Consider the following 20,860-nt stretch of genomic DNA (forward strand, 5'->3'; position numbering starts at 1 on the left):
ACGGCCGGTGGAACCACATCGCGTGATCCAGGCTCGCGCCCACCACGTCGCCGACCGCCCAGCCGCCTCGCCCATGGGCGAGGAGCACCGAGTCGAGCAGCGTCATGTCGGAGACGTACGTCGCCATGCAGACGTGCAGCAGCGGGTCGTCCGCCAGCTTGCCGTTGGTACGGAACCACACCTGCGAGCGCGGCTCGCGCGGTTCGCCGACGGTGCCGAACGGCGGGGCGTCCACGTACCGCAGATCGACCGCGGCCCGCGCCTCGATCAGCCGGTCCACGACACCCGGGTCGCTGAACCGGTCCGCGTGGCGCGGCAGCATCTCGGCGGCCGTGGGCAGCGTCTCCGGGTCGGGCGCGGACGGCATGTCCGCCTGGTGCTCCAGGCCTTCCTCGTCACTCTGGAAGGACGCGGAGAGGTGGAAGATCGGCTGCCCGTGCTGGACGGCGACGACCCGCCGGGTGGTGAAGGAGCGCCCGTCCCGGATGCGGTCGACGCTGTAGACGATCGGCGCGCCGGGGTCGCCCGCCCGCAGGAAGTACGAATGCAGCGAGTGGGCGCTCCGGTCGGCCGGGACGGTACGGCCCGCGGCGACCAGCGCCTGGGCCGCGACCTGTCCGCCGAAGACGCGGGGCACGAGTGCCGAACGGCTCGTGCCCCGGAAGATGTCCCGCTCGATCTGCTCCAGGTCAAGCAGCTGGAGCAGATCGAGCAGGGAGTCCTGTGCTGTGCTCATGGAGAGAACGTAGCCGCTCTACAGGCCCATGGACTTGGCGATGATCGACTTCATGACCTCGCTGGTGCCGCCGTAGATGCGGTTGACCCGGTTGTCCGCGTACAGGCGGGCGATCGGGTACTCGTTCATGAAGCCGTAGCCGCCGTGCAGCTGGAGGCAGCGGTCGATCACGCGGTGCGCGACCTCGGTGCAGAACAGCTTCGCGGAGGCGGCCTCGGCGGCGGTCAGCTCGCCCTGGTCCAGCGCCTCCAGCGCGCGGTCGGCGACGGCCTGGGCCGCGTCGACCTCGGCCTGGCAGGCGGCCAGCTCGAACTTGGTGTTCTGGAACGAGGCGACGGTCTTGCCGAAGACGGTGCGGTCCAGCACGTACTCCTTGGCGAACCGGACGGCGGCCGCGGCCTGCGCGTACGCGCCGAAGGCGATGCCCCAGCGCTCGGAGGCCAGGTTGGTGCCGAGGTAGCCGAAGCCCTTGTTCTCCTCGCCGAGCAGGTCCTCGGCCGGGACCTTGACGTCGACGAACGCCAGCTCGGCGGTGTCGGAGGTGCGCAGGCCGAGCTTGTCGAGCTTGCGGCCCACCGAGTAGCCCGCGGACTTGGTGTCGACGGCGAAGAGCGAGATGCCGAAGCGGCGGTCGTCCTCGCGGGGGGCGGAGGTGCGGGCGCAGACGATGACCCGGTCGGCGTGCACACCACCGGTGATGAACGTCTTGGCGCCGTTGAGGACGTAGTGCGTGCCGTCCTCGGAGAGCTTGGCGGTGGTCTTCATGCCCGCGACGTCGGAGCCGGTGCCCGGCTCGGTCATCGCGAGGGCCCACATCTCCTCGCCGGTGGTGAACTTCGGCAGCCAGCGCTTCTTCTGCTCGTCGGTGGCGAGCATCTTGATGTAGGGCAGGCCGAGCAGCGTGTGCACCCCGGAACCGCCGAAGGAGACGCCCGCGCGGGCGGTCTCCTCGTAGATGACGGCCTCGTACTTGTGCGAGTCGATGCCCGCGCCGTCGTACTCCTCGTCCACCGTGATGCCGAAGACACCCAGTTCGCCGAGCTTGCCGTAGAACTCGCGCGGCACCACGCCGGCGGCGAACCACTCGTCGTACACCGGCACGACCTCGGCCGCGATGAAGGCGCGGATGGTCTCCCGGAACGCCTCGTGGTCCTCGTTGAATACCGTACGGCGCACGGGGTGCCTCCCTGGTCGGCTGGTTCGGCTTTCGTCACCGGCTAAGCGCTTGCTCAGCCATGGTCAAAAGTTACCCGTCAGTCATGGCGCTGTCCAGGGTGATGCTGAGCACGCCCGGATGCCGGTGTCGGCCATTAGTCCGACCGCGAGAACACGCGAGAGGGGGGCGCCGTGCTGCTGAGGTTCCGTGTTGCGAACAGCCTCTGGCTCTGACAGTCCCCCTCTCGGGTCCGCACAGCAGGACCGCATTCGGGTAGATGATCGATCGCGGCGGACCGGATGCGGTGTTCGAGATGACGCCGTCGCCGATCATCTGGGCATTTCCGACGGAAGCGTCCGGGACCGGTCTACGGTGGGTGGGACGGTCGTGCGTGGGCGCGGCACCGCGAAGGGGGACGTGTGGAAGCCGAGTTGGCCGCGTTGGCGGCTTCGGGGGCGACGACGCTGGTCGGGTTGATGGTCTCGGATGTCTGGGCCCAGGCGCGTGACAGGGTGGCGGGGCTCTTCGCGCGTGGCGGTGACCGGTCGGCCGGTGAGCTGGCGCAGATCGAGCGGTCGCAGGCCGAGCAGTTGCAGGCATCCCGGGAGGCGCTGGTGATCGCTCGTGCGTCTCAGGACGAGGCGACTGCGGCCGACATCACGCAGGAGTGGGAGGCGCGGTTGCGCCGGCTGCTGCGCGGTGATCCGTCGACGGCCGACGAACTGCGCCGGCTGCTCGACGAACTGCGCCCGCAGGTGCCGCAGCAGTCTGCGGTGAGCGTGCACAACACCATCTCCGACGGGGAGTTCCACGCGCCGGTCTTCCAGGCAGCGCGTATCTCCGGGGTGCGTTTCGGCGCCTCGGGGTCTTCGGCCCAGGCCGGGGAGGAGAGTGCGTAGCCGGTGTCCACATGCCCGGGGATTCACCCGGCGGGTGCGGTGGCAACCGGGACTCTGGCTTGTTCTTGCTGAAGCTGGCGGGTCTTCGCGTCAGGCGCGGAAAGCGCTGGCTTTGACGGCCGTCACGAACGAGGTCCAACCGGTCGCCGGAATCACCAGGGCCGGGCCGTGCGGACTCTTGGAGTCGCGGACGGGGACACCCGATGGGTATCCGTCCAGCACCTCGACGCAGCTGCCCCCCTGGTTGTCGCTGTACGACGACTTGCGCCATCCTCTCAGGGCGGAGGCGGTCCGGATGGTGCGCTCAGTCATGATGTCCATATTCCTTCGCTGTAGCCCGCATCAGGGCAAGTGACTCTTGGAGCGGCAGTGCGTCGCCCAGCGCAAGATCGTAGGCCCCCCGCATCCGTTCGACCAGGGCCGGAGCATCATGCACCTTGCCGGTACTCACGCCTTCGGTGTACGCGACCGTGGGTTGGTCCTCGAACCACATCAGCGTCATCATGCCCTGCATGATCGGGTGGGCACCCAAGCTGAACGGCAACACGTGAGTCCGTACGCGCTCGGTCTCGGTCACGTGGACGATGTGCATGATCTGTTCCGCCATGACCTCGCAGCCGCCGACAGGGCGACGCAGGACTGCTTCATCCAGAAGCGCCCACACTAAGGGCGTTGTTGGCTGAGCGAGGAGCTGTGAGCGCGCCAGTCGTGTGACAACGAGCCTGTCACATTCCTCTTCACTCCACGAGGGGAAGGCGGTACGCATCAGTGCACGGATGTACCGCTCCGTCTGAAGGATGCCCGGTACAAGAGTGGACGCGAACTCCCGGATAAAAGTCGCCTGTTGTTCGAGCACCCGAGCTGAAGCGAAGTGGTCGGCCACCGCCGGGTCGTCCTCCGGCGGGAAGCTGCTCAGCACATTCCCCGTGCCCAGCGCCCTGTCCAGCCGCCGTGCGTCCTCCTTCGAAGGGATGCGGCGTCCCGCCTCGATGTGCGCGATGTGCGAGCGGGTCATGACCGCCGCGTCGGCCAGCTCCTGTTGCGTCATTCCCGCTGCCAGGCGCTGTTCCTTGAGCCAGTCCCCGTAGCAATTACTCATCGTCAACTCCCGTGTGACAGATCATTCGTCACCAAGTAACCCCTGGCGAGCCTAGCCCGCGCCGTCTCACTCTGTGAGCGAATCACTACAGCGAATCACTGCACAGCGACAACGAGAAGAAGAGGGCGTGCAATGACGAAAACCCCACGTGGTGCGAGCGACGGCCGGGTGGAGGCGCTGCGGCTGCTGCCGTGGTCAAACCCGGAGGGGAGGCCTTGTTACGTCTCCGGAGACGGCACGGGATACGTCTCCCTGCTGGCCGACGAAATGGAGAGCCTGCAACTGTCGATGTGCGTCGACCTGCTCGACCACGCGGACGACATGATCGCCAACCGAGCGACCACCGGCGACCAACTCCGCTTCCTGGCCGCACGCATGACCGAGTCGCTTCGAGACGTCCACCGCATCGCCCGCAGCCGGGGGCTGCGCCTCGGCGGGCAGGGCGGGGAGCCTGGCCATGTCGGTTCGGTGACTGTCTGACCTGGTCAGCGCTGCTCCCGGCGGACGGTCAGGTGGGGAATTCGCCGAGCCAGCTGCGCTGGAGCAGGTGTTCCGGGAGGTACGCAGACTCGACTCCGATCGGCATGCCTGCGTCGTACGCCATGCACGCGATGGCCAACGGGCCCAGTGCGACAAGGCCGTCGCCGCTCAGCAAGCGGGCCTCGTCCGCCATCCAGTACTCCTTGTGCCAGGTCAGAGCCGTCGTCAGGGAGTCGGTGAAGGCTTGGTTCTCCCGGCGCAGGTAGAGCTGGAAGAGCTCCAGCGGCGTGTAGAGGATCTACAGCATCAGTTCCGTGCTCGCGATCCGGGCCTGGTCGGGCGCGGTGCCCTGGATCGCGCTGACCGGGGCGTCCCAGGTCTGTGGGCGGCCGAACCGGAGGTGCTGGAGGGCCTCGATCCAGGTGTAGACGTACTCGTCGAACTCAGCGCCGGAAGCACGCAGGAACGGCACTGGGACCTGGGCGAGATGGTTCACCCGGTCGTTCTCCCGGCAGATCACAGCCAGGTAGAAGGAGGTGAGCCAGCTCCCGGCGTGAAGGTAGTCCTGCGGGCCGGTCCGGGGGAGCGTGCGTACCTCGTCAAGGGTCCCGACCCGGCAGGTCACCGTGCTCTCCTGGAATGGCAGGGTGTCCGGTATGCCGCCCCGCACCTGGGCGCGGATCGACCGGCGGGGAAGTTGAGAGCGAAGTGGGTGCGGCGGGGCTGCTGGAGCGGCGTCTGGCACGTGGGCGATCGTCCACATCACTCTCAACTCCGGGTTGTAGACGTTGAATGCCGCCGGCTCGGCGGAGAGGACGGGCGCCCCCGTCGCCCGCTGCCTCGGCTTCAGGAGCGGAAGCCGATAATGCCGTAGCCCGGTCGTGCTTCCGCGTGCCGCATCCAGGTGAGGCATTGCATGACAGCCTCCAGGACCTCGGGCTCCAGCGGCGGGGCTTGCCCCGACTCGTCGACCACGCGTTTGGTGGCCTCGAACTGCTGGAGCGCCTGGGCGATGTGTTCGGGAGCCCACTCGCCGCAGCCCGGTGTGTAGGTGTAGGGCAGCGGAGCCGGCGGATCGCTGTGGCTGAAGGCGTCCACGGACACAGCGGTGATACCCATGGCCTCCATGCCCTGGTCGACGACAGACAGCCAGTCGCCTTTGTGTGGTGTGAAGCAGTCGTTGGGCAGGAAAGCGCCGGTGAGTGTGCATATTCGCTGGTAGGCGTAGCTGTACTGGAAGGCGTGGTCCTGGTTTTCGCTGAAAGGGCCGCCGCGGATGACCGCGGAGAGTGCCTGGTCTGCTGTGGGGGAGCCCTGCTCGATCGCGTGACTGTGGTAGTCGTCGTCGCGGGTCAGATCGTCCCCGAAGTCGGCGCGTATCACGTTCAGCAATTGGTCATCGCGGGATCCGACCAGAGCGCGCGTAGCGGCCACATCCAACAGGTAGACGCTCAAGGAGGAACTCATGAGACGAACCTTATGCGGTGCCGCTGACACGCTTGCGAGATGCGCCGGACGGCACGGCAGGGATCAAACGATGGCCGCTCAACATAGCCTCGGCTCAGGGCGCTTGGTGTGCCGCCCGGCCTTGCGGAGAGAAGGGTGCCGGGCTGTGGCGGACTGTTCAACCGCCGCGGCCAGTGGTCCGAGGGTCAGGAGACGCAGGGCAGGACCGCACGGCCCCGGACTGGGGTGAGCCCCCGTTCGCTATCCCTTGATCTTGTAGGTGCAGCCCTTTTCGGTTTTCCCCTCGGCATTGTCGGTGACCTTCTTGCCATCGACCTTGATGACGCACGGCCCCATCTGCAAGGTGCCGTCAGCAGCGGTGACGGTTCCCGGAACGACCGAGACGAGGTACCCCACCCGCTGTTCGGCGTCCGTGAGCTCGACGGTCTCCGTGAGGGTCCACGGGAGCTTCTGCTCCTCGAAACCTTGGCTGGCGGCGTTGTACATGATGTTGGTCCTGCCCTTGCCCCCGGCCTCCAAGGTCACTTCGTGAACCCCGCTCTTCGACTTGGCCTCGGGGGAGGGGCTCTTGGAAGCGGGCACCTCGGCGCCGGAATGAGCAGCCCCGCCCTTTCTGTCCTTCGACCCGCTGTCGCTTCCGCAACCCGTCAGCAGCACCGCCACTGCGGCGGCGAGAGCCATTCCCATAACCGTCTTGCGCATGTTCCCCGTTCTCCTTCTCATTTGCTCTGATCAGCCACCCAGGGGTGCGTCGCCAATTCGCGGAGTCAGGTGCAACATCGCTTCCGAATGTGCGATTAATCGCCCGATCTTGATGGACTCTACAGGTGGCGCCATACCCGCTTCGAATGCTCGACGGCCGCTGAGAACAGCTAGGCATACCTCCGCGTTCCCTGCAGAAAAGGGGTGGCGGGGAAACAGTGGCGATTAATGCTCTTCTCCTCAGAAGGCCGTCAGGAAGGTGTCAGACGGGGAACTCCCCGACCCAGCTGCGCTGGAGGAGGTGCTGGGGGAGGTATTCGGTTTCGATGTCGATGGGGAAGTCGCCGTCGTAGGCGAGGCATGCGATGGCCAGCGGGCCGATGGCCCAGAGACCGTTGATGTCTTTCTCGCGGTCTTCGTTGTTTGTCCAGTATGTTTTGTGGAGTTCAAGTGCTTCTACGAGGGCGGTGTTGAAGCCGTCCTGGTCGTGTTTGACGAAGTGGTAGAAGAGGTTGATCGGCGGGTACGAGATCTTCTGCAGCCAGTCTCGCGGGGCGATTTCGGTCATGTCCGGGTGGGAGGTCTGCAAGGCTGCGGTGAGGGACTCAACCATTTCGGGTTGCTGGCGCAACCAGTATGCCTGCAGGGTGGCTACCCAGTGGTAGAGATATTCGTCGTGCTGTGCACCGGAGGCGCGCAGCACGACCATCGGCACCTGGCACAGTTCGGTCATCCGCTCCTGGTCGCGGCAGATGACGGCGAAGAAGAAGGCATCGATCCATGCCGGTGCGTTGATGAAGGCCCTGGGGCCGGTCACGGGCAGTGTGCGCATCTCGTGATGGATGCGGCACTCGACGGTGCTGCCGGTGGCAGTCGCGGTCCGGAAGATCGCCGATCCGACTTGCATGGCGTTGACCACGGCTTCCCAGGTTTCGATGCCCGAGCATGTGGGGTCGACAGTTGAGCGGGCGTGGACGCACGTCCGTACGGAGTTCCATAGAGCGTCGAGCATGTGCGGTGACTGTTCGATTGAGCAGATCTCGTCGACAGTCTCTTGGGTCAGGTCACGCGCAAAACCCTCGTCGTCGGGCCCAGGCACGCCGTGGCGAGGGATGGTCATGGTCACGAAAGCTCCCTGATGTCGAACTTCTGAGTGGAATATCCAGTGTATGTGCCTGCGTTGTCCTGGCCCCTCACGACGACGTAATCGACTCGACCATCCCGAAGAGCATCTCGCAGATCGGTCGACAATTTCCCTTCACTGGGAAACTCGCGCTTCCTCTTCTTCATCTGGTCAAGAATGTCGAGGAAGTACGTTCGAGACCCCTGAGAGTAACGTGCTCCATTGACCACGCGTTCTCCCAGCTTCGTGTCCACGTGACTCTTTGCCTCTACGACGATGAATCGATCGCCATCCCTGTAAACCTGATCGAACTGATCGTTGCCGTTCGCGGGCCCGTGCAGGGTTTCTGGCTTGGCGTTCGGGTAAAGTTCGGGAATCGCGTGCAGGCGGGCAACTTCCTCGCCGTACGTTTCGCTGGCTTTTGTGGATGTGCTGTGTGGACCCCGGTGCCTTTCAGCCGCTTCATCCAAGGCTGCGCGCAGTTCGTCGGTTCGGTGGAGCTTGTACTCTCTCCTGGCATTGCCGTGTTCCACGTGGAACGGGCGGTCTGCGGCGATGGCGTCATGTCTGGCCTTCGCCAATTCGTCGAGCTTCGCGCGCACCTCTGGGGTGGCCGCCTTGCGCCCGCTTTCCGCCGGGATGTCGTCGAGATAGTCAGGGTGCAGCGGAGGCGCGAGATCCGATTTCGCCACCCAGGTCCCATCGGGCAACTCAACGAGCTGCGGAGGGACGAGGTTCGTCCAGTCGGCGCGAGTATCGCTGAGGCGGTAGCCGTTTTTGCGGTAGTACTTCTTGCGGTACGCGGGGTCGGAATTCGCGCGCTCCACTTGATGTTCCATGATCGCTTGGCGTTCGGCCGGGGTGTACGTGCGTGGATCCCGGGGCTCGGGCAGTCCGTGCCCCGCGGCGGAACCGTGACCTGGTCCGCTGCCGTTGCCCCCACCGTGGTTGCCGCTCTGGTGAGGGATGGCAGGGCCAGTTCCGCCGCCGTGGCCGCCGCTTGTCGGCGTGACGTCGACCCGGCCGCCGGTGGTGGCGTTGTCCGGTGCGCTGAAGCCGGGTGACTGGTGACCGGCCGAGTTCTGAGCGGAGTGAGCGCCGACTTCGGCCATTTCGGGGACCCTGCTTGGCATATCCAGGTGGGGGCCACCCGCGCCCGGGGCCACGCTCTCCTGCTTCGCCGCGGTGTGGTGTTGCTGGAGGGTGCCGTCCTCCTTCAGGAGGTTGCCCGGGCCGTCCACGTAGACGGTGCTGCCGTCCAGGTCGGTGAGCCGGGTGGCGCTTTCGGGCAGGGCCGTCGTGCCCTCGGGGAGTTTGAGGGCGCCTTCCGGGATGCGGAGGGAGCCGGACGGGGGTGCCATGCCCTCGGGGAGGCGGACCACGCCGTCGCCCAGGTCGATCGCCCCGGCGGGGATCTCCGTGCCGTCGGGGAGCTTGAACGAGTTGCTCGGGACCTCGAACGCGCTGTCCGGGATCGCCGAGCCCTCCGGGAGGTGCAGGGTCCCGTCAGCGAGCTTGAACCCGCCCTCCGGCAGGGTGACCACGCCTTCCGGCAGGGGAGGGATCTCGGTGGTGCCCAGGCCCTTGAAGCCGGCCATCACGTCGCCGATCTTCGTCAGGCCCATGCCCGCGCCCTTGAAGACGTACGTCATCGGGTCGACGAACCGGCCCACCTTCCCCGCGGTGGACAGGGCCTTCGCGGCGAGGGCTGCCTTGCCGGCGCCGGAGGCCGCGCCGCCGGTGCCGCCGGTGAAGACCGTCGTGATCACGTTGAACGTCACCGCGCCCGCGGCGCGGGACGGGTTCTCGCCCCACTGGTCCCAGGCCAGCAGCGCCTTGCCGGTCTCCTTCATCGCCCTGCGGGAATCACGCAGGTAGGAGGGGAGCTTGTCCTCCGGGACGGCCCAGAGCAGGTTGCCCATCGGCAGGATGCTGATCGTGAGTCCCGTGGCGAGCTTGCCCAGCCCCGACCAGGCCTGCTTGGCCGAGTCCCATCCATCCGTGCCGACCAGGGTGCCCAGGCCCTTGATCGTGCCCCAGACACCGTCAACGGCGAAGCCCTTGATGAAGTCCCAGGCGTGTTCGTGGAGCTGGTACCACGGCTTGGACTCCTCGACCGGGTCGCCCCAGGGCAGGCCCTCGGCGTGCTTGAGGGCCTCGGCCTCGTAGCCGTACGTCCCCTTCTTGCCGGAGCCGTCGTCGATCTTCAGCGAGGAGCCGCCGACCAGGGCGACGATCTTGTCGTGGCAGGCCCGCTCCACGGCCTGGAACGCCGTCCAGGCCTCGGTGACCTCGTCGTGGCGGTGGTTGTTCTCGTCGACCAGGTCACCGTCCTCGCGCCACTTGTCGTCGTCCTTGATCTGAACGACGAAGGCGTCGGCTTCGCGCTTGAGTTCCTTCAGCCTCTCGACCAGCGGATAGGCGTCGTCCGAGTACGTGCTCAGCGCACCCGTGATCGTGGTCAGGTCCGACTTCAGAGAGGTCCCGCGGTCAGCGACCGGCTTCGTCGTCGCGAACAACTGGTCGGCCTCGGGCGCCTTGTAGAAGGCCTGGAGGCCGCCGAAGCTGCTGTGCACGTCACCGGCGGCCGTCGCGATCGACTCCCCGCTCTTCGCCAGCGCGCCCACGCTGCGGTCCAGCAGGGCGAGGTTGCCGGTGAAGACCGGTATGCCCGACGGGTTGACCGCCTCGTTCTTGCTCACTTGCCCGCCCCCATGTCCTTCAGCAGGTCCAGGCGGACGGACTTGGCGGCGTCCTGGGCTTGCTTGGCCGCCTCCAGGTCGCCCTCCACGTACTCGTTCGTCGCTGTCGCCGCGCCCAGCACAGCGGCCTGGATACGCTCCGCCATCGACTTCAGCTGCGGCTTCCGCGCCGTCATGTACTCGCCCAGCGCCGCCGCGACGGGTCCCAGCGTGGGATGCGACAACGGTTCCGCCCCCACCGCCACCGGCCCGGCCACCGGCAGCGACGCCGCCGTGCCCGGTACCGCCGTACCCGCATGCGTCGCCGCCTCCGACATCGCGGTGACCATCGCGTTCAGCGCCTTCTCCAGGTCATCGGCGTGCGTGCCGACCACTTTCAGCCTGCCCTGCACACCCTGCGGCTTGATGTCCCACGCCGTCACTGAAAACACGCCCCCGTACCCGTACCCGTACCCGATGCCGAACCATCGCGCCCACCGGAAGAAGAAGGAACGATTCCTCCGGTGGGCGTCACAGCGAGACCGCTCAACCGATGTTGTCGACCGCGGCCTTGGCGCGCGCCAGCGTCTGCTGTGCGGTGCCGTCGTTCTTCTCCAGCGTCGAACGCAGCAGCTGGATGATGTTCTTGACCTCCTGCGAGGTCGTGTTCCACCGCAGTTCCTTGCCGTGGTACTCGTCCGCCACGCCGTCGGCCGCGAAGTCGCTCATCGCCGCCTTCACCTGCGTGTCCCGGGCCGTGATCACCATCTCCAGCTGGGCGATCACCACCTGGATGTTGCCCTGGACCTCGGTGGAGGCGCCCGTGTCGTACGCACGCCGGTCGGTGTCGCCCGCGTTTCCTGCCATCACCCATCACTCCCCGTCAGAAATGCGAAAACCCGTCATGCGAAAGCCCGGAATACGAGAACCTGCCGCCCGGCGGTCGGGCCGGCCGGTGTCAGCGGCCCGAGAACCGGGCCGCGTCGAAGTTGGCCGACGCCATCTGCGTCTTCGCGTTCTCGCCCTGCTCCTGGTCACCCGAGCCGAACGCCGCATCCATCCCGGACTGGCCGCCCAGGATTCCGGAGAGCGAGGCGTTCAACGCCGCGGTGATCTCGTCGGATCGGTTCTTGAAGTCGTCGAACGCGACCTTGCCCGAACCGTGGAACTTGCCCTCCAGCGGCTCCGCCGCAGCGATCAACTGCCGGATCAGCGTGCCCAGATCCGTACTGGAGCCCTGCGACTTCGACATCAGGGTCGAAAGGACCGAGGCCCCCATGTTGAACTTCATCAGCTTCCCCCGCCCACTCGAACGAATGCCTTATTGATCGAATACATGTCTATCAACTCACGCATCGCTACTGCAATCAGCAATCGGACAGATTGTCGTTGTTGCCAAGCCATGACATCGGGCGCGGTCACGGCGCCCCCTTGAGATGGCGCATCAGCCGCTCGAAGTCCTGCCAGCCCGACAGGTCCGACGGGTCGCCCGGCAGCGGGTAGTACAGCGCGGGGCGCGTTTTCGGGCCGAGGGGGAGGGGTGCCTCCGGCAGGGGCGTGCGGCGGGCGCGGTCGCCCGGCAGGGTGCGGACCTCCTCCGCGCCGAGCACGAAGGCCAGCGGAACGCCCGGTCCCTCGAAGTGCGCGGGTACCGCCATGTCACGTCGCGCTTTGCGAAGTTGTACGAGCATCGACTGGAGGGGGTGCCGGGTGGCGAGGGCCTCCGCGAGGGCCGGCAGGGCGTCGGTCGGAACCTCCTCGCCGCTTCCATAGCCGAGCGCCATCGTGACGTGCTCCTCGACGCCCGCCTCCGTGCGCGTGATGCGTACGGTGGCGAGGCCCGGCCGGTCCGGGCTGCCGACCACGACGAGCCACGTCGGTTCCGGCGCCCTGCGATGAGCCACGTCGGTCAACTGGCGCAGCGACCATGGCAGGTTGGCCGGTTCTGACGTACCCCAGCCGGCCGGGGGCCTCCCCGTCAGCTGCCGCCACACCGTCTCCAGGCCGCCGCCCAGCACCAGCCGGTCGTCCGCCGGGTGGACCATGCGGAAGGTCAGGCCGAGCTGGCGCTCGCCCGTGTCCGCTACCTCCTGGTAGGCGGCCGCCACCTGCGTGTGCGGGTCCTCCTCTGAAGCGTCCGGGGAGGCCGGCGGGCTGAACGCGCCGTCCTGCCACCGCAGTACGGCGCCCGTGAGGCCGTCGTAGTACCCGTCCCGCTCGTCCTGGACGATCCAGCGCGACGGCCATCCGCCGAGGCTGTCGCGTACGGCGGGGGAGAGCGTGGTCCCCGCCGGGCTGACGATCTGGAGGCCGAGCCCCGCCTCGGCGGCCGCGCGGAAGGCGTCCGAGAGCCAGGCCGTCATCGCGACAACCGGGCGGTCCTGGATGACGACGGCGACCCTCTCGGTGAGCACGTCGACGGCGGGCTGCGCGGCGGCCGGTGCCGGGGCGACGCTCACCCCGTCCGACGGCACCACGGTGAGCGAGCCCGCTGCGTCCGGCGGCCAGGCCGAGCCGCCCACCAGTGCGGTGAGCCGGGTCGCGAACGTACCCGCGAGCTGTTCCGCCTCCGCGACCCCCGTGGTGGCGCGGGCCTCCGTCCACCAGTACGGCACGGGTGGAGGTGTCGCACCGAGCAGCCGCTCCGCCTCGCCCTCCACCGCGACCAGCAGCGGTGCTTCGACCGAGACGAGCGGGCGCCCCTGCGTGTCGCAGAGCTGCACCACGGCGCCGTCGCCCCGCGCGCCCACCAGCTTGTCCGGGCCGCCGGAGAGCAGGCCCGCGAGCACGGTCCACGGGTCGGGCATGCGGGCGGTGAGCGCGATGACGTCCTTCGTCATGGAGTCGTCCGGCCCTTCGTCGTTCGGCAGCGGTCGTTACGGTGGTTCACCGGGTCGCTCACGGTGCGTACACCGTCTGGACCAGCCGGTTCGGGCGGCCCCGCTGGATGAACGTGCCGCGGCCCGGGGCCTGTTGCGAGGCGTACACCCCGGGGAACAGCTGGCCCTCGCTCCGGTCGCCGGTCATCACCAGGGCCGAAGCCCCCGACTCCCGCAGGCCCTGCACCAGCGGCTCGTACATGCCGCGCGACGCACCGGCCACCCGTCGTGTCAGCACGAAGTGGAGACCGATGTCGACCGCCGACGGGATGTACGGGAGGAACGCGGCCAGCGGCGACTGGCCCGCGGTCGTCAGGACGTCGTAGTCGTCGACCAGGACCACGATGCGCGGGCCCTTGCCCCAGCTGCCCGGCTCCAGGTCCTCCAGGCGCGCGTTCTCGTCGGGCAGCCGCTTCTCCAGCTCGGTGGCGATCCCGGCCGAAAGCCCGGCGCACAGCTTGGAGTTGTACGCGTAGCCCCCGTTGAACTCCTCCGGGACCACCCCGCGCAGCGAGCGCCTCGGGTCCATCACCGCGAACACCAGGTCGTCCTCGCCGTAGCGGTCGACGAGGCCGTGCGCGACCGTCCGCAGCAGGTTCGTCTTGCCGCACTCGCTGTCCCCCAGCACCAGCAGGTGCTGGTCGTGGCCGAACAGGTCGAGCAGGGCGGGCGCCAGCGCCGACTGGTCGAGGCCGAGCGGGACCCGATGCGGCTCGGTGACCGGACCCGGCAGCAGCTTCGGCTCCAGGACGTGGGGCAGCACCCGGACGGGCTGGGCGACATCACCGTGCCAGGTGGCGCGGACCGTCCGCGCGGCGCGCTCCAGGACCGCGCCAAGGTCCGCCGTGTCGGCCACCCCGTCCGTACGGGGAAGGGCGACCTGGGCGAAGAGCTTCCCGTCGGTGAGGATCCGGCCGGGCTCGTCGGGCGACAGGGTCGCGGCGAGCTTGCGGTCGACACTCGACTCGCTGGGATCGTTCAGCCGCAGTTCGACGCGGGTGCCGAAGTTGGACTGGATGGCGATGCGTACGTCGTTCCAGCGCAGCATGCCCGCGACGACGTGGATGCCGTACCCGCCGCCGCGCTTGAGGATGTCCGCGACCGCGTCGTCGAGGTCGTCGAAGTCGTCGCGCAGCGCGCCGAATCCGTCGATGACGAGCACGATCTCGGCGGACGCCAGCTGCGGCAGCCGCCCCGCCGCGTGCAGGGTGCGCAGCTGCTCGACCGAGTCGATGCCGTGCTCGCGGAAGAGGTCCTCGCGCACGGCGAGCATGGCGCGGACCTCCTCGACGGTGCGGGCCGCGCGCTCCCGGTCGGCGCGGCCCGCGATGCCACCCACGTGCGGCAGCTCCGCCAGCGCCTGGAGGCCGCCGCCGACCAGGTCGAGTCCGTAGACGCCGACCTCCTGCGGGGTGTGGGTCAGCGCGAGGGAGAGGACGAGCGTGCGCAGGAGCGTCGTCTTGCCGGACTGCGGGCCGCCGATCACGGCCGCGTGGCCGCCGGCCACCGTCAGGTCCAGGAACCACTGCCCCTGCCACTGCTTGGCCGGGTCGTCCAGCAGGCCGAGCGGCACCCGGAGCGGACCCTGCTGCTGTGTACCGACCCGGCCGCCGCCCGTGCGGGCCCCGGCCAGGCGCATGCCGCGCGGGCCGACGTCCAGCGGGCCGGCGACCGCGTCCAGGGCGATCGCGGAGGGCAGCGGGGGCAGCCAGATGCTGCGTACCCCGGCAGCTGCGCCGTTCAACTGAGCGACCATGATCCCGAGTTCGGTCGGGCCGGTCTCGCGGCGGCGGGACGTGGGTTCCCGGTCCTGCTGCGTGCTGTCCGGTCCGGCCAGGGTGTTGAACGCCTCGTACTCCAGGGCGAGCGGCCCGGTCTCCTCCTCGTCGGTGCGCCGGGCGGGCCCTCGGTATCCGCCCGAGACGTAGCCCGCCTTGAACCGGGCGTAGTGGCTGGTGTCGACCTTGAGATAGCCGAAGCCGGGCAGCGGCGGCAGGTGGAAGGCGTCCGTGGTGTCCAGGACCGTGCGCGACTCGTCGGCGGAGAAGGTCCGCAGGCCGAGCCGGTAGGAGAGGTAGGTCTCCAGGCCCTTGAGCTTGCCGCCCTCGATGCGCTGGCTGGAGAGCAGCAGATGGACGCCGATGGAGCGTCCGATCCGGCCGATGGAGAGGAACAGGTCGATGAAGTCCGGCTTGGCGGTGAGCAGTTCGCCGAACTCGTCGATCACGACGAAGAGGTGGGGCAACGGGTCGAGGTCCGGCCGCCTCGAAGCGCGCAGGGCCGCGTAGTCCCCGATGTCGGCGACGTTGCCCGCGTCCTTCAGGGCCTGCTGGCGGCGCTTGACCTCACCCGCGAGCGAGGAGTGGACCCGCTCGACGAGGCCCGCCTGGTTCTCCAGGTTGGTGATGACGCCCGCGACATGGGGCAGGTCCGCGAACGGGGCGAAGGTGGCGCCGCCCTTGTAGTCGACCAGGACGAGCGCGAGGTCCTCGGGTGGATGGGTGGCCACCAGGCCGAGGACCAGGGTCCGCAGCAGCTCCGACTTCCCGGATCCGGTGGCGCCCACGCACAGCCCGTGCGGGCCCATGCCGAGCTCGGAGGACTCCTTGAGGTCCAGCAGCACCGGCTCGTGGGAGTCGCTGATGCCGATCGGGACGCGCAGGAAGGCGCGCTCCCCGCGCGGCGCCCACAGCCGGTCCAGGTCGAGCCGGGCCACGTCGTCGATGCCGAGCATCGTGGCGAACTCGACCGGACCGGACAGCGGGGCGTCCACCAGGGACTCGGCGGAGAGCCGCATCGGGGCGAGCATCCGGGCCAGGCCCTCGGCGAACGGCACACCGACCTCGTCCACCGTGCCGTGGGCCTGGACCGGCTCGGCCTCGCGCAGGTCCTCGATGGTCACGTCGGTGCCGTCGACGGTGATGCGTACGTTGACGTGTCCGGGTTCCTGCACCCGCTGTTCGAGCAGGTGCACCACGGTGACGCCCATCTCGCGCAGTCCGACGGCGTCGTCGGGACGCGGCAGGTCGACGGCGTCCTCGCCGTGCCCGTCGGTGACCACGAGCAGCCGGGAGTTCATGGACAGCGCGTCCCGCCCGGCCAGTCCGCGGCGGACCTCGGCGGCGTAGGAGGCCCGGCGGCGCAGTTCCGCGTCGAGCCGTCGGGCCAGCTGGGGTGCGGACGGTGCGATGCGGCGGGCGGCGACCGGGCCGTCGAACTGCTCGGGATCGAGCAGGTGGGGCAGCCACTTGGCCCACTCCCAGTCCGCTATCCGGTCGCCCGGTGCGGCGACGGCGACGGCCACGTCGTCGGGCGCGTGCAGGGCCGCCGCCTGGACGAGCAGGGCGCGCACGAGGCGCAGGCCGTCCTCGCGGGGGCCGATGACGCTGACGTTGCCGACGCGGTCGAGGGGGACGGTCAGCGGCAGTTCGGTCCCGTTGCGGAAGCGGTTCACCACGGCCGAGGCCTCGTTGAGCATGAAGAGGTCGGGCGGCGTGAGGACGGACGAGCCCTGCTCGGCGATCTGCAGGTCCCGCACCGGCATCTCGCCGGTGCCGACCCGTACCCGCAGGAAGTCGTCGTCGACCCGTCGCCGCTCCCAGAGGCGGGCCGGGTCGCGCACGATGTCGTACAGGGAGTACGGCGACGGGTTCAGCACATCCGCCCGCCCCCGCCGTTCGCGCTCCTCGGCCGACAACTCCTCGCGCAGGTCCTCCACATAGGCGAGGTAGGCCTCGCGCTGCGTACGGCGCGTGCGCTGGGCCTTGCCGCGCTGCGAGAGGAGCAGGGCCGCGGAGCCGATGACAGTGACCACGAGGATGATCGCGCCGAGTCCGGCGAACTGGCTGTTGCGGACGACCGTCATCATCACGACGGACGACATGACCCCGGCTACCGGCAGCAGCGACATCGCGATGTTGCCCGCCTTGCCCTCGGGCAGGTTGGGCGGCGCCTCGATGGTGCGAGGCGCGGTCACGGCCGGCGGGCGGGTGGTCCGGGCGGGGCGGTGGATCAGGCGGGTACTCATCGGCTCCGTCCGGAGTTCACGGCCGGTTCGTGGTGCGTGCGTGGGCTCGGGGGTGTCATCGGCCTCGGTATCGGCGGTGGTGCCGGTGTCGCTCGGGGACTCGGGGACGGCTTCATCGCGGTCACCGGCGCTTCTGGGAGAGCTCGAACACCTCGGCCGCCAGCCGGGTTGCGGCCAGCCGCGTCGGCCGGGCGAGCAGTTCGGTGCGCAGGGCCCCGCCCGCCGCCAGATGCCGGTCGTAGGGCAGGACGTGGACGCTCGCACCGGTGGACCGGAGCCGGTCCGCGGCCGCCTCCACGTCGATGCCGGGCCGTGCCACCGTGCTGGACAGGACGACCACGGTCCCGGCGATCACATGACGGGGCAGCCCCTGCAGCCACTGCAGCACCGCGTACGTGCTCGTGACGCCGTCCAGCGTGGCGGGGGCGGCCAGCACACGGGCCTGGGAGGCCGTGAGGGCGACCCGGGCGACCTCGGCGGGAAGCGTCTCGCAGTCGACCACGGTCACGCTGAAGTAGCGGCGCAGTGCCACCATGACCCGTTCGTACGTAGCGGTGTCCAGCATCGCCCCGATCCGGCCCTGGCTGCCGGGCAGCAGCCAGGCGTTTTCGGGGAGCTGGACGAGATAGCCGGTGACGTCGAGCAGCGACATCTGCGGCTCCACGATGTCCGCGAGATCGGCCGTGGTCCACCGCAGCGTCTCGGCACCGAGCCGCAACGGCAGCGAGCCGAGGGCCGGATCGGCCTCGACGAGGAGGACCGGGTCCTGGCGGTAGTGCGCGTACGCCGTGCCGAGCAGCGCGGCGACGGTCGTCTTGCCCGCGCCGCCCCGGATGGACGTGACGGCGATCTGCCGCCCGGTCGTCACCGGCCGCTGAAGCACCTCGGCGGTACGGGTGATCTCGGCGACCTCGCGCGCGGCAGAGGAGGAAACGATTCGGCGCAGGGCGCGCGAGGCCCGTACGGCGAGCGACTCACCCTGCTGCGGCCGCCGCGCCGTGCCGGCCAGCTCCCGGTCCACCACCGCCCGCGAGTCCGGTGCGCCGAGGGGCCGGGCGCCCTGCGCCGCGTAGGGGGCGCTCTCCGTGTAGGCGGGGGTGCGCGGCACCTGCGCCGGCGCAGGTGCCTGGGCCTGGATCTGGGCCTGGAGCGGCGCCGGTGCCGTCCGTTCGCCGGTGTCCGTCGTGCCCGGCCTGCCTGTCGTGCCCGTTGTGCCCTGCGGGGCGGCGGTGCCGCTCAGGTCGCGCAGCACATCGCTCTGCCAGTTGTCCGCGTTCGGCATGTCTGTCCTTCATCTCCGCTTCGATGCCCCGCCCGGAGCGCCCGCGCATGTGGTGTCAGTCGTCAGAACTTGTTGAGCAGCTGCCCGTACATGCCGAACACGCCGACGGTGAGCGGGAAGAGCCCCACCACGCCGATGGACTCGACGAGGTCGGCGGTGCGCCGCAGCCGGACCCGTACGTGCTCCGGCGGCTCCACCGCCAGCGCGAGCAGGGGCAGCAGCGCCGCCGCGCACAGCACGGCGATGGGCCCGGCGCCCCCGGCGTGATCCATCCAGAGCATCACCAGACGGACGACGAGGACCGCGGCGGCCGCGAAGAGCGCCACCACCTCGGCCACCAGCGGGAACGCCCGGGCCCGGGACAGGAGCACCACCGCGACGAGCGAGGGCAGCAGCACGGTCCACACGGTCGGCCGGCCGGCCAGGGTGAGGAGCCAGCCTGCGGCGGCCGCCGACACCGAGGTGGCGAGGGTCGCGAGGGCGAGCCCGCGATGCGTGGCGGCCAGCGCGTTGCCGACATCGTGACGGCTGACGGACACCCCGCCCGAGCGCCGGTCGTCGAGCGCTGTGAGCCCCGAAGCCATCAGGGCGATCCGGGGCAGCAGGCCGAGCAGCACCACGGAGACCACGGCCATCACGGCACCGAGCCGGGCGACGTCCGACGTGACGGCGGCGATGGCCTCCCAGACCACGGTCAGGGAGGCCGTCGCCATGGCGCCGATGAGGCCGCCCCGGCCCAGCGGTGAGAAGAAGCCGAGCAGCGCCAGCGACAGGGTCACCGCGCCCGCCACGGCGGCCAGCCGGAGCGCCCCGGACCAGTTGTACGCGTCGGCGGCCGTCCAGGCCGTGAGGATCCCGAGCACGCTGGAGGCGAGCAACAGCGCGGTCGCCAGACCGCGGTTGCCCCGCCCGAGCCGGGCGACGAGCGCACCGGCCACCAGGAGGACGACGGTGACGGCCGCCAGGGCGCCCGCCAGCGCGGTGAGCGGGAACTCGCTGCGGGCGAGCAGCGCGGCGATCACCGCGAAGGCCACCGTCGTCGCCCCCGCAGCGGCCCGCCGTGCGGCCGGACGCCAGCGCCAGGCCTGCATGTCGAGGTTGTCGGCCACCTGATCCGTGACGTCGTGGACCACCGGTGCGGGCGGCGCGGCGTGGGTCCGGACGAGCCGCAGCACGGCGCCGTCGCCGATCCCGGCCGACGCCAGGGTGCTGTCGTGCGGAAGGGCCGAGCCGTCCGCGGTGAGCAACTGCCGGGTCAACGGCCGCGATGCGGCCCGGTCGTCCAGCAACTGCAGGAGGTCCGGAAGGAGTTGACCGACAGGAGTGTCGGAGGGCAGCACGATGTCGGCCCGACGCCGCTCACCCACCAGGGTCACCCGGCTCATTTCCGCCCGGGAAGTCATTGCTGTACTCACCACTTACGAAAACCTATCATCGCGATTTCCTGGAATTTCGGTCCAATTGGGCAAAGCGAACCAAGCGAATAAAGCGGTCCGCGGACCCGTGGAATCCTGTGTCGGTGAATCCCGGCGCAAGCACGAGCGCTGCCTACGGCTGCGCCGGCTTCGTCGAACCGGCCGGGGCCGAGGGCGTGGGCGAGGGCTGCTCGTACTGCTGCGCCTGCCGCTGCTGTTTCTCCTGCTCGGCCTTCTGCTTGTCCAGGGTGTGCTGGAGGAACGACCACCCCACGCACCCCGCGCACAGCACCGCCGTGATCGCGATCCCCGCGAACACCTTCCCGAGGCGTTCGTCCGCCGTCCGCCGCGCGCGCTGGGCGCCGAACAGGAGCGCGTCCCGCATCCGGCGTCGGCGTACCCCCACCGATTCCAGCAGTTGGCTGTCGTAATCCCGTGCCATTCGGCCCCCCTTTGCCACTGCAATATGTCATGTGCCGACGGGCGGGACACATCAGGGTGGCCGGAACGGGCCCTCCGTACGCCTGGTGCGTGCGGGATCACTCCTGGCGCAGGGCGAGCCACAACTCCGTACGTACATCCATGTCGTCGAGATCCGTTTCCAGCAACACCCCGCACCGCCCGATGCGCTGGCGGACCGTGTTGCGGTGGACCTGGAGGGCGGTCGCCGTGCGGTCCCAGCTGCCGTGCAGGCTCAGCCAGCAGCGCAGCGTCTCGACGAGGGGCTCGGTGAGCGGGGCCAGCAGGGCGCGGGCGTGCGCCTCGGCGGTTTCCTGGGGGATCAGGGCGGCCAGACCGCGGCCGGTGTCCGTGCGGTGGTGGGCCAGCGGGGTGCGGGTCGCCTCCGCGCGGCCGAGAGCGCGGGAGGCCTGGGCATCGGCCACGTCCAGTGCGGTGATCGCGGTGGGCGCGGA

Annotated in this window: 19 protein-coding genes and 1 pseudogene; 2 read left to right on the plus strand and 18 right to left on the minus strand. The window is 69.4% G+C overall.

The genetic code is table 11. The features are described 5' to 3' along the window. Together J1C73_RS25175 and J1C73_RS25180 are read right to left on the minus strand one after the other, a co-directional pair. Positions 1 to 736: acyl-CoA thioesterase (locus J1C73_RS25175; RefSeq protein ID WP_207318390.1), on the minus strand; the 736-nt coding region annotated here is incomplete at its 3' end. 18 nt (positions 737 to 754) lie between these two features. Then, the gene (locus J1C73_RS25180; RefSeq protein WP_123471245.1) at positions 755 to 1,912 is read right to left on the minus strand and encodes an acyl-CoA dehydrogenase family protein; all 1,158 of its coding nucleotides are present in this window, start codon (positions 1,910 to 1,912) and stop codon (positions 755 to 757) included. Between the two features lie 399 nt (positions 1,913 to 2,311). Here J1C73_RS25180 and J1C73_RS25185 point away from each other — a divergent pair, with 399 nt between their 5' ends. After that, entirely contained in the window at positions 2,312 to 2,791 is a 480-nt protein-coding gene (locus J1C73_RS25185; RefSeq protein ID WP_207318391.1) for a hypothetical protein, read from the plus strand. Between the two features lie 90 nt (positions 2,792 to 2,881). Here the strand turns inward: J1C73_RS25185 and J1C73_RS25190 are convergent, their stop codons facing one another. Together J1C73_RS25190 and J1C73_RS25195 are read right to left on the minus strand one after the other, a co-directional pair. Beyond that, the gene (locus J1C73_RS25190) at positions 2,882 to 3,103 is read right to left on the minus strand and encodes a DUF397 domain-containing protein (protein ID WP_207318392.1); all 222 of its coding nucleotides are present in this window, start codon (positions 3,101 to 3,103) and stop codon (positions 2,882 to 2,884) included. Next, positions 3,096 to 3,890: a helix-turn-helix domain-containing protein gene (locus J1C73_RS25195; protein ID WP_207318393.1), complete on the minus strand. Its 795-nt coding sequence runs from the start codon at positions 3,888 to 3,890 to the stop codon at positions 3,096 to 3,098. Before J1C73_RS25195 ends, J1C73_RS25190 begins: the two co-directional genes overlap by 8 nt. Positions 3,891 to 4,022: 132 nt before the next feature. Here J1C73_RS25195 and J1C73_RS25200 point away from each other — a divergent pair, with 132 nt between their 5' ends. Beyond that, positions 4,023 to 4,370, plus strand: coding sequence for a hypothetical protein (locus tag J1C73_RS25200; RefSeq protein ID WP_207318394.1), 348 nt, complete (start codon positions 4,023 to 4,025; stop codon positions 4,368 to 4,370). A 28-nt stretch (positions 4,371 to 4,398) separates the two neighbouring features. On the opposite strand, the pseudogene J1C73_RS25205 reads toward J1C73_RS25200, so the two are convergent. The 14 genes and pseudogenes from J1C73_RS25205 to J1C73_RS25270 form a co-directional block, all read right to left on the minus strand. Continuing rightward, a pseudogene (locus J1C73_RS25205) lies at positions 4,399 to 5,283 on the minus strand (immunity 49 family protein). Beyond that, positions 5,217 to 5,837, minus strand: coding sequence for a DUF7691 family protein (locus J1C73_RS25210; protein ID WP_207318395.1), 621 nt, complete (start codon positions 5,835 to 5,837; stop codon positions 5,217 to 5,219). Before J1C73_RS25210 ends, J1C73_RS25205 begins: the two are co-directional and overlap by 67 nt. 240 nt (positions 5,838 to 6,077) lie before the next feature. Continuing rightward, complete coding sequence (locus J1C73_RS25215; RefSeq protein WP_207318396.1) at positions 6,078 to 6,539, minus strand: hypothetical protein; 462 nt, start codon at positions 6,537 to 6,539, stop codon at positions 6,078 to 6,080. 262 nt (positions 6,540 to 6,801) lie between these two features. After that, entirely contained in the window at positions 6,802 to 7,665 is an 864-nt protein-coding gene (locus J1C73_RS25220) for an immunity 49 family protein (RefSeq protein ID WP_207318397.1), read from the minus strand. After that, complete coding sequence (locus J1C73_RS25225) at positions 7,662 to 10,364, minus strand: hypothetical protein (RefSeq protein WP_207318398.1); 2,703 nt, start codon at positions 10,362 to 10,364, stop codon at positions 7,662 to 7,664. Before J1C73_RS25225 ends, J1C73_RS25220 begins: the two co-directional genes overlap by 4 nt. Further along, a complete protein-coding gene (locus tag J1C73_RS25230; RefSeq protein ID WP_207318404.1) occupies positions 10,361 to 10,786 on the minus strand; it encodes a DUF6507 family protein in 426 nt (141 codons plus the stop codon). Before J1C73_RS25230 ends, J1C73_RS25225 begins: the two co-directional genes overlap by 4 nt. Positions 10,787 to 10,889: 103 nt before the next feature. After that, positions 10,890 to 11,210 carry a pore-forming ESAT-6 family protein gene (locus J1C73_RS25235; protein ID WP_123471229.1) on the minus strand — a complete coding sequence of 107 codons (321 nt, stop codon included), beginning with the start codon at positions 11,208 to 11,210 and terminating at the stop codon, positions 10,890 to 10,892. Between the two features lie 91 nt (positions 11,211 to 11,301). After that, positions 11,302 to 11,634, minus strand: a complete 333-nt coding sequence (locus J1C73_RS25240; RefSeq protein ID WP_123471228.1) for a hypothetical protein — start codon at positions 11,632 to 11,634, stop codon at positions 11,302 to 11,304. Positions 11,635 to 11,761: 127 nt separating this feature from the next. Beyond that, positions 11,762 to 13,183, minus strand: coding sequence for a DUF6177 family protein (locus tag J1C73_RS25245; RefSeq protein ID WP_207318399.1), 1,422 nt, complete (start codon positions 13,181 to 13,183; stop codon positions 11,762 to 11,764). 58 nt (positions 13,184 to 13,241) lie between these two features. After that, positions 13,242 to 17,249 carry a type VII secretion protein EccCa gene (gene eccCa / locus J1C73_RS25250; RefSeq protein ID WP_207318400.1) on the minus strand — a complete coding sequence of 1,336 codons (4,008 nt, stop codon included), beginning with the start codon at positions 17,247 to 17,249 and terminating at the stop codon, positions 13,242 to 13,244. A 121-nt stretch (positions 17,250 to 17,370) separates the two neighbouring features. Continuing rightward, positions 17,371 to 18,531: a MinD/ParA family ATP-binding protein gene (locus J1C73_RS25255; RefSeq protein WP_124284068.1), complete on the minus strand. Its 1,161-nt coding sequence runs from the start codon at positions 18,529 to 18,531 to the stop codon at positions 17,371 to 17,373. A gap of 62 nt (positions 18,532 to 18,593) precedes the next feature. After that, positions 18,594 to 19,934 carry a type VII secretion integral membrane protein EccD gene (eccD, locus tag J1C73_RS25260; protein ID WP_207318401.1) on the minus strand — a complete coding sequence of 447 codons (1,341 nt, stop codon included), beginning with the start codon at positions 19,932 to 19,934 and terminating at the stop codon, positions 18,594 to 18,596. Positions 19,935 to 20,079: 145 nt separating this feature from the next. Then, positions 20,080 to 20,388 carry a hypothetical protein gene (locus tag J1C73_RS25265; protein WP_207318402.1) on the minus strand — a complete coding sequence of 103 codons (309 nt, stop codon included), beginning with the start codon at positions 20,386 to 20,388 and terminating at the stop codon, positions 20,080 to 20,082. A 97-nt stretch (positions 20,389 to 20,485) separates the two neighbouring features. Next, positions 20,486 to 20,860, minus strand: a 375-nt coding sequence (locus J1C73_RS25270; RefSeq protein ID WP_207318403.1) for a helix-turn-helix domain-containing protein, incomplete at its 5' end; no start/stop codon positions are given.

Origin of the sequence: Streptomyces laculatispora, assembly GCF_017353455.1 — a bacterium.
Classification (GTDB): Bacteria; Actinomycetota; Actinomycetes; order Streptomycetales; family Streptomycetaceae; genus Streptomyces; species Streptomyces laculatispora.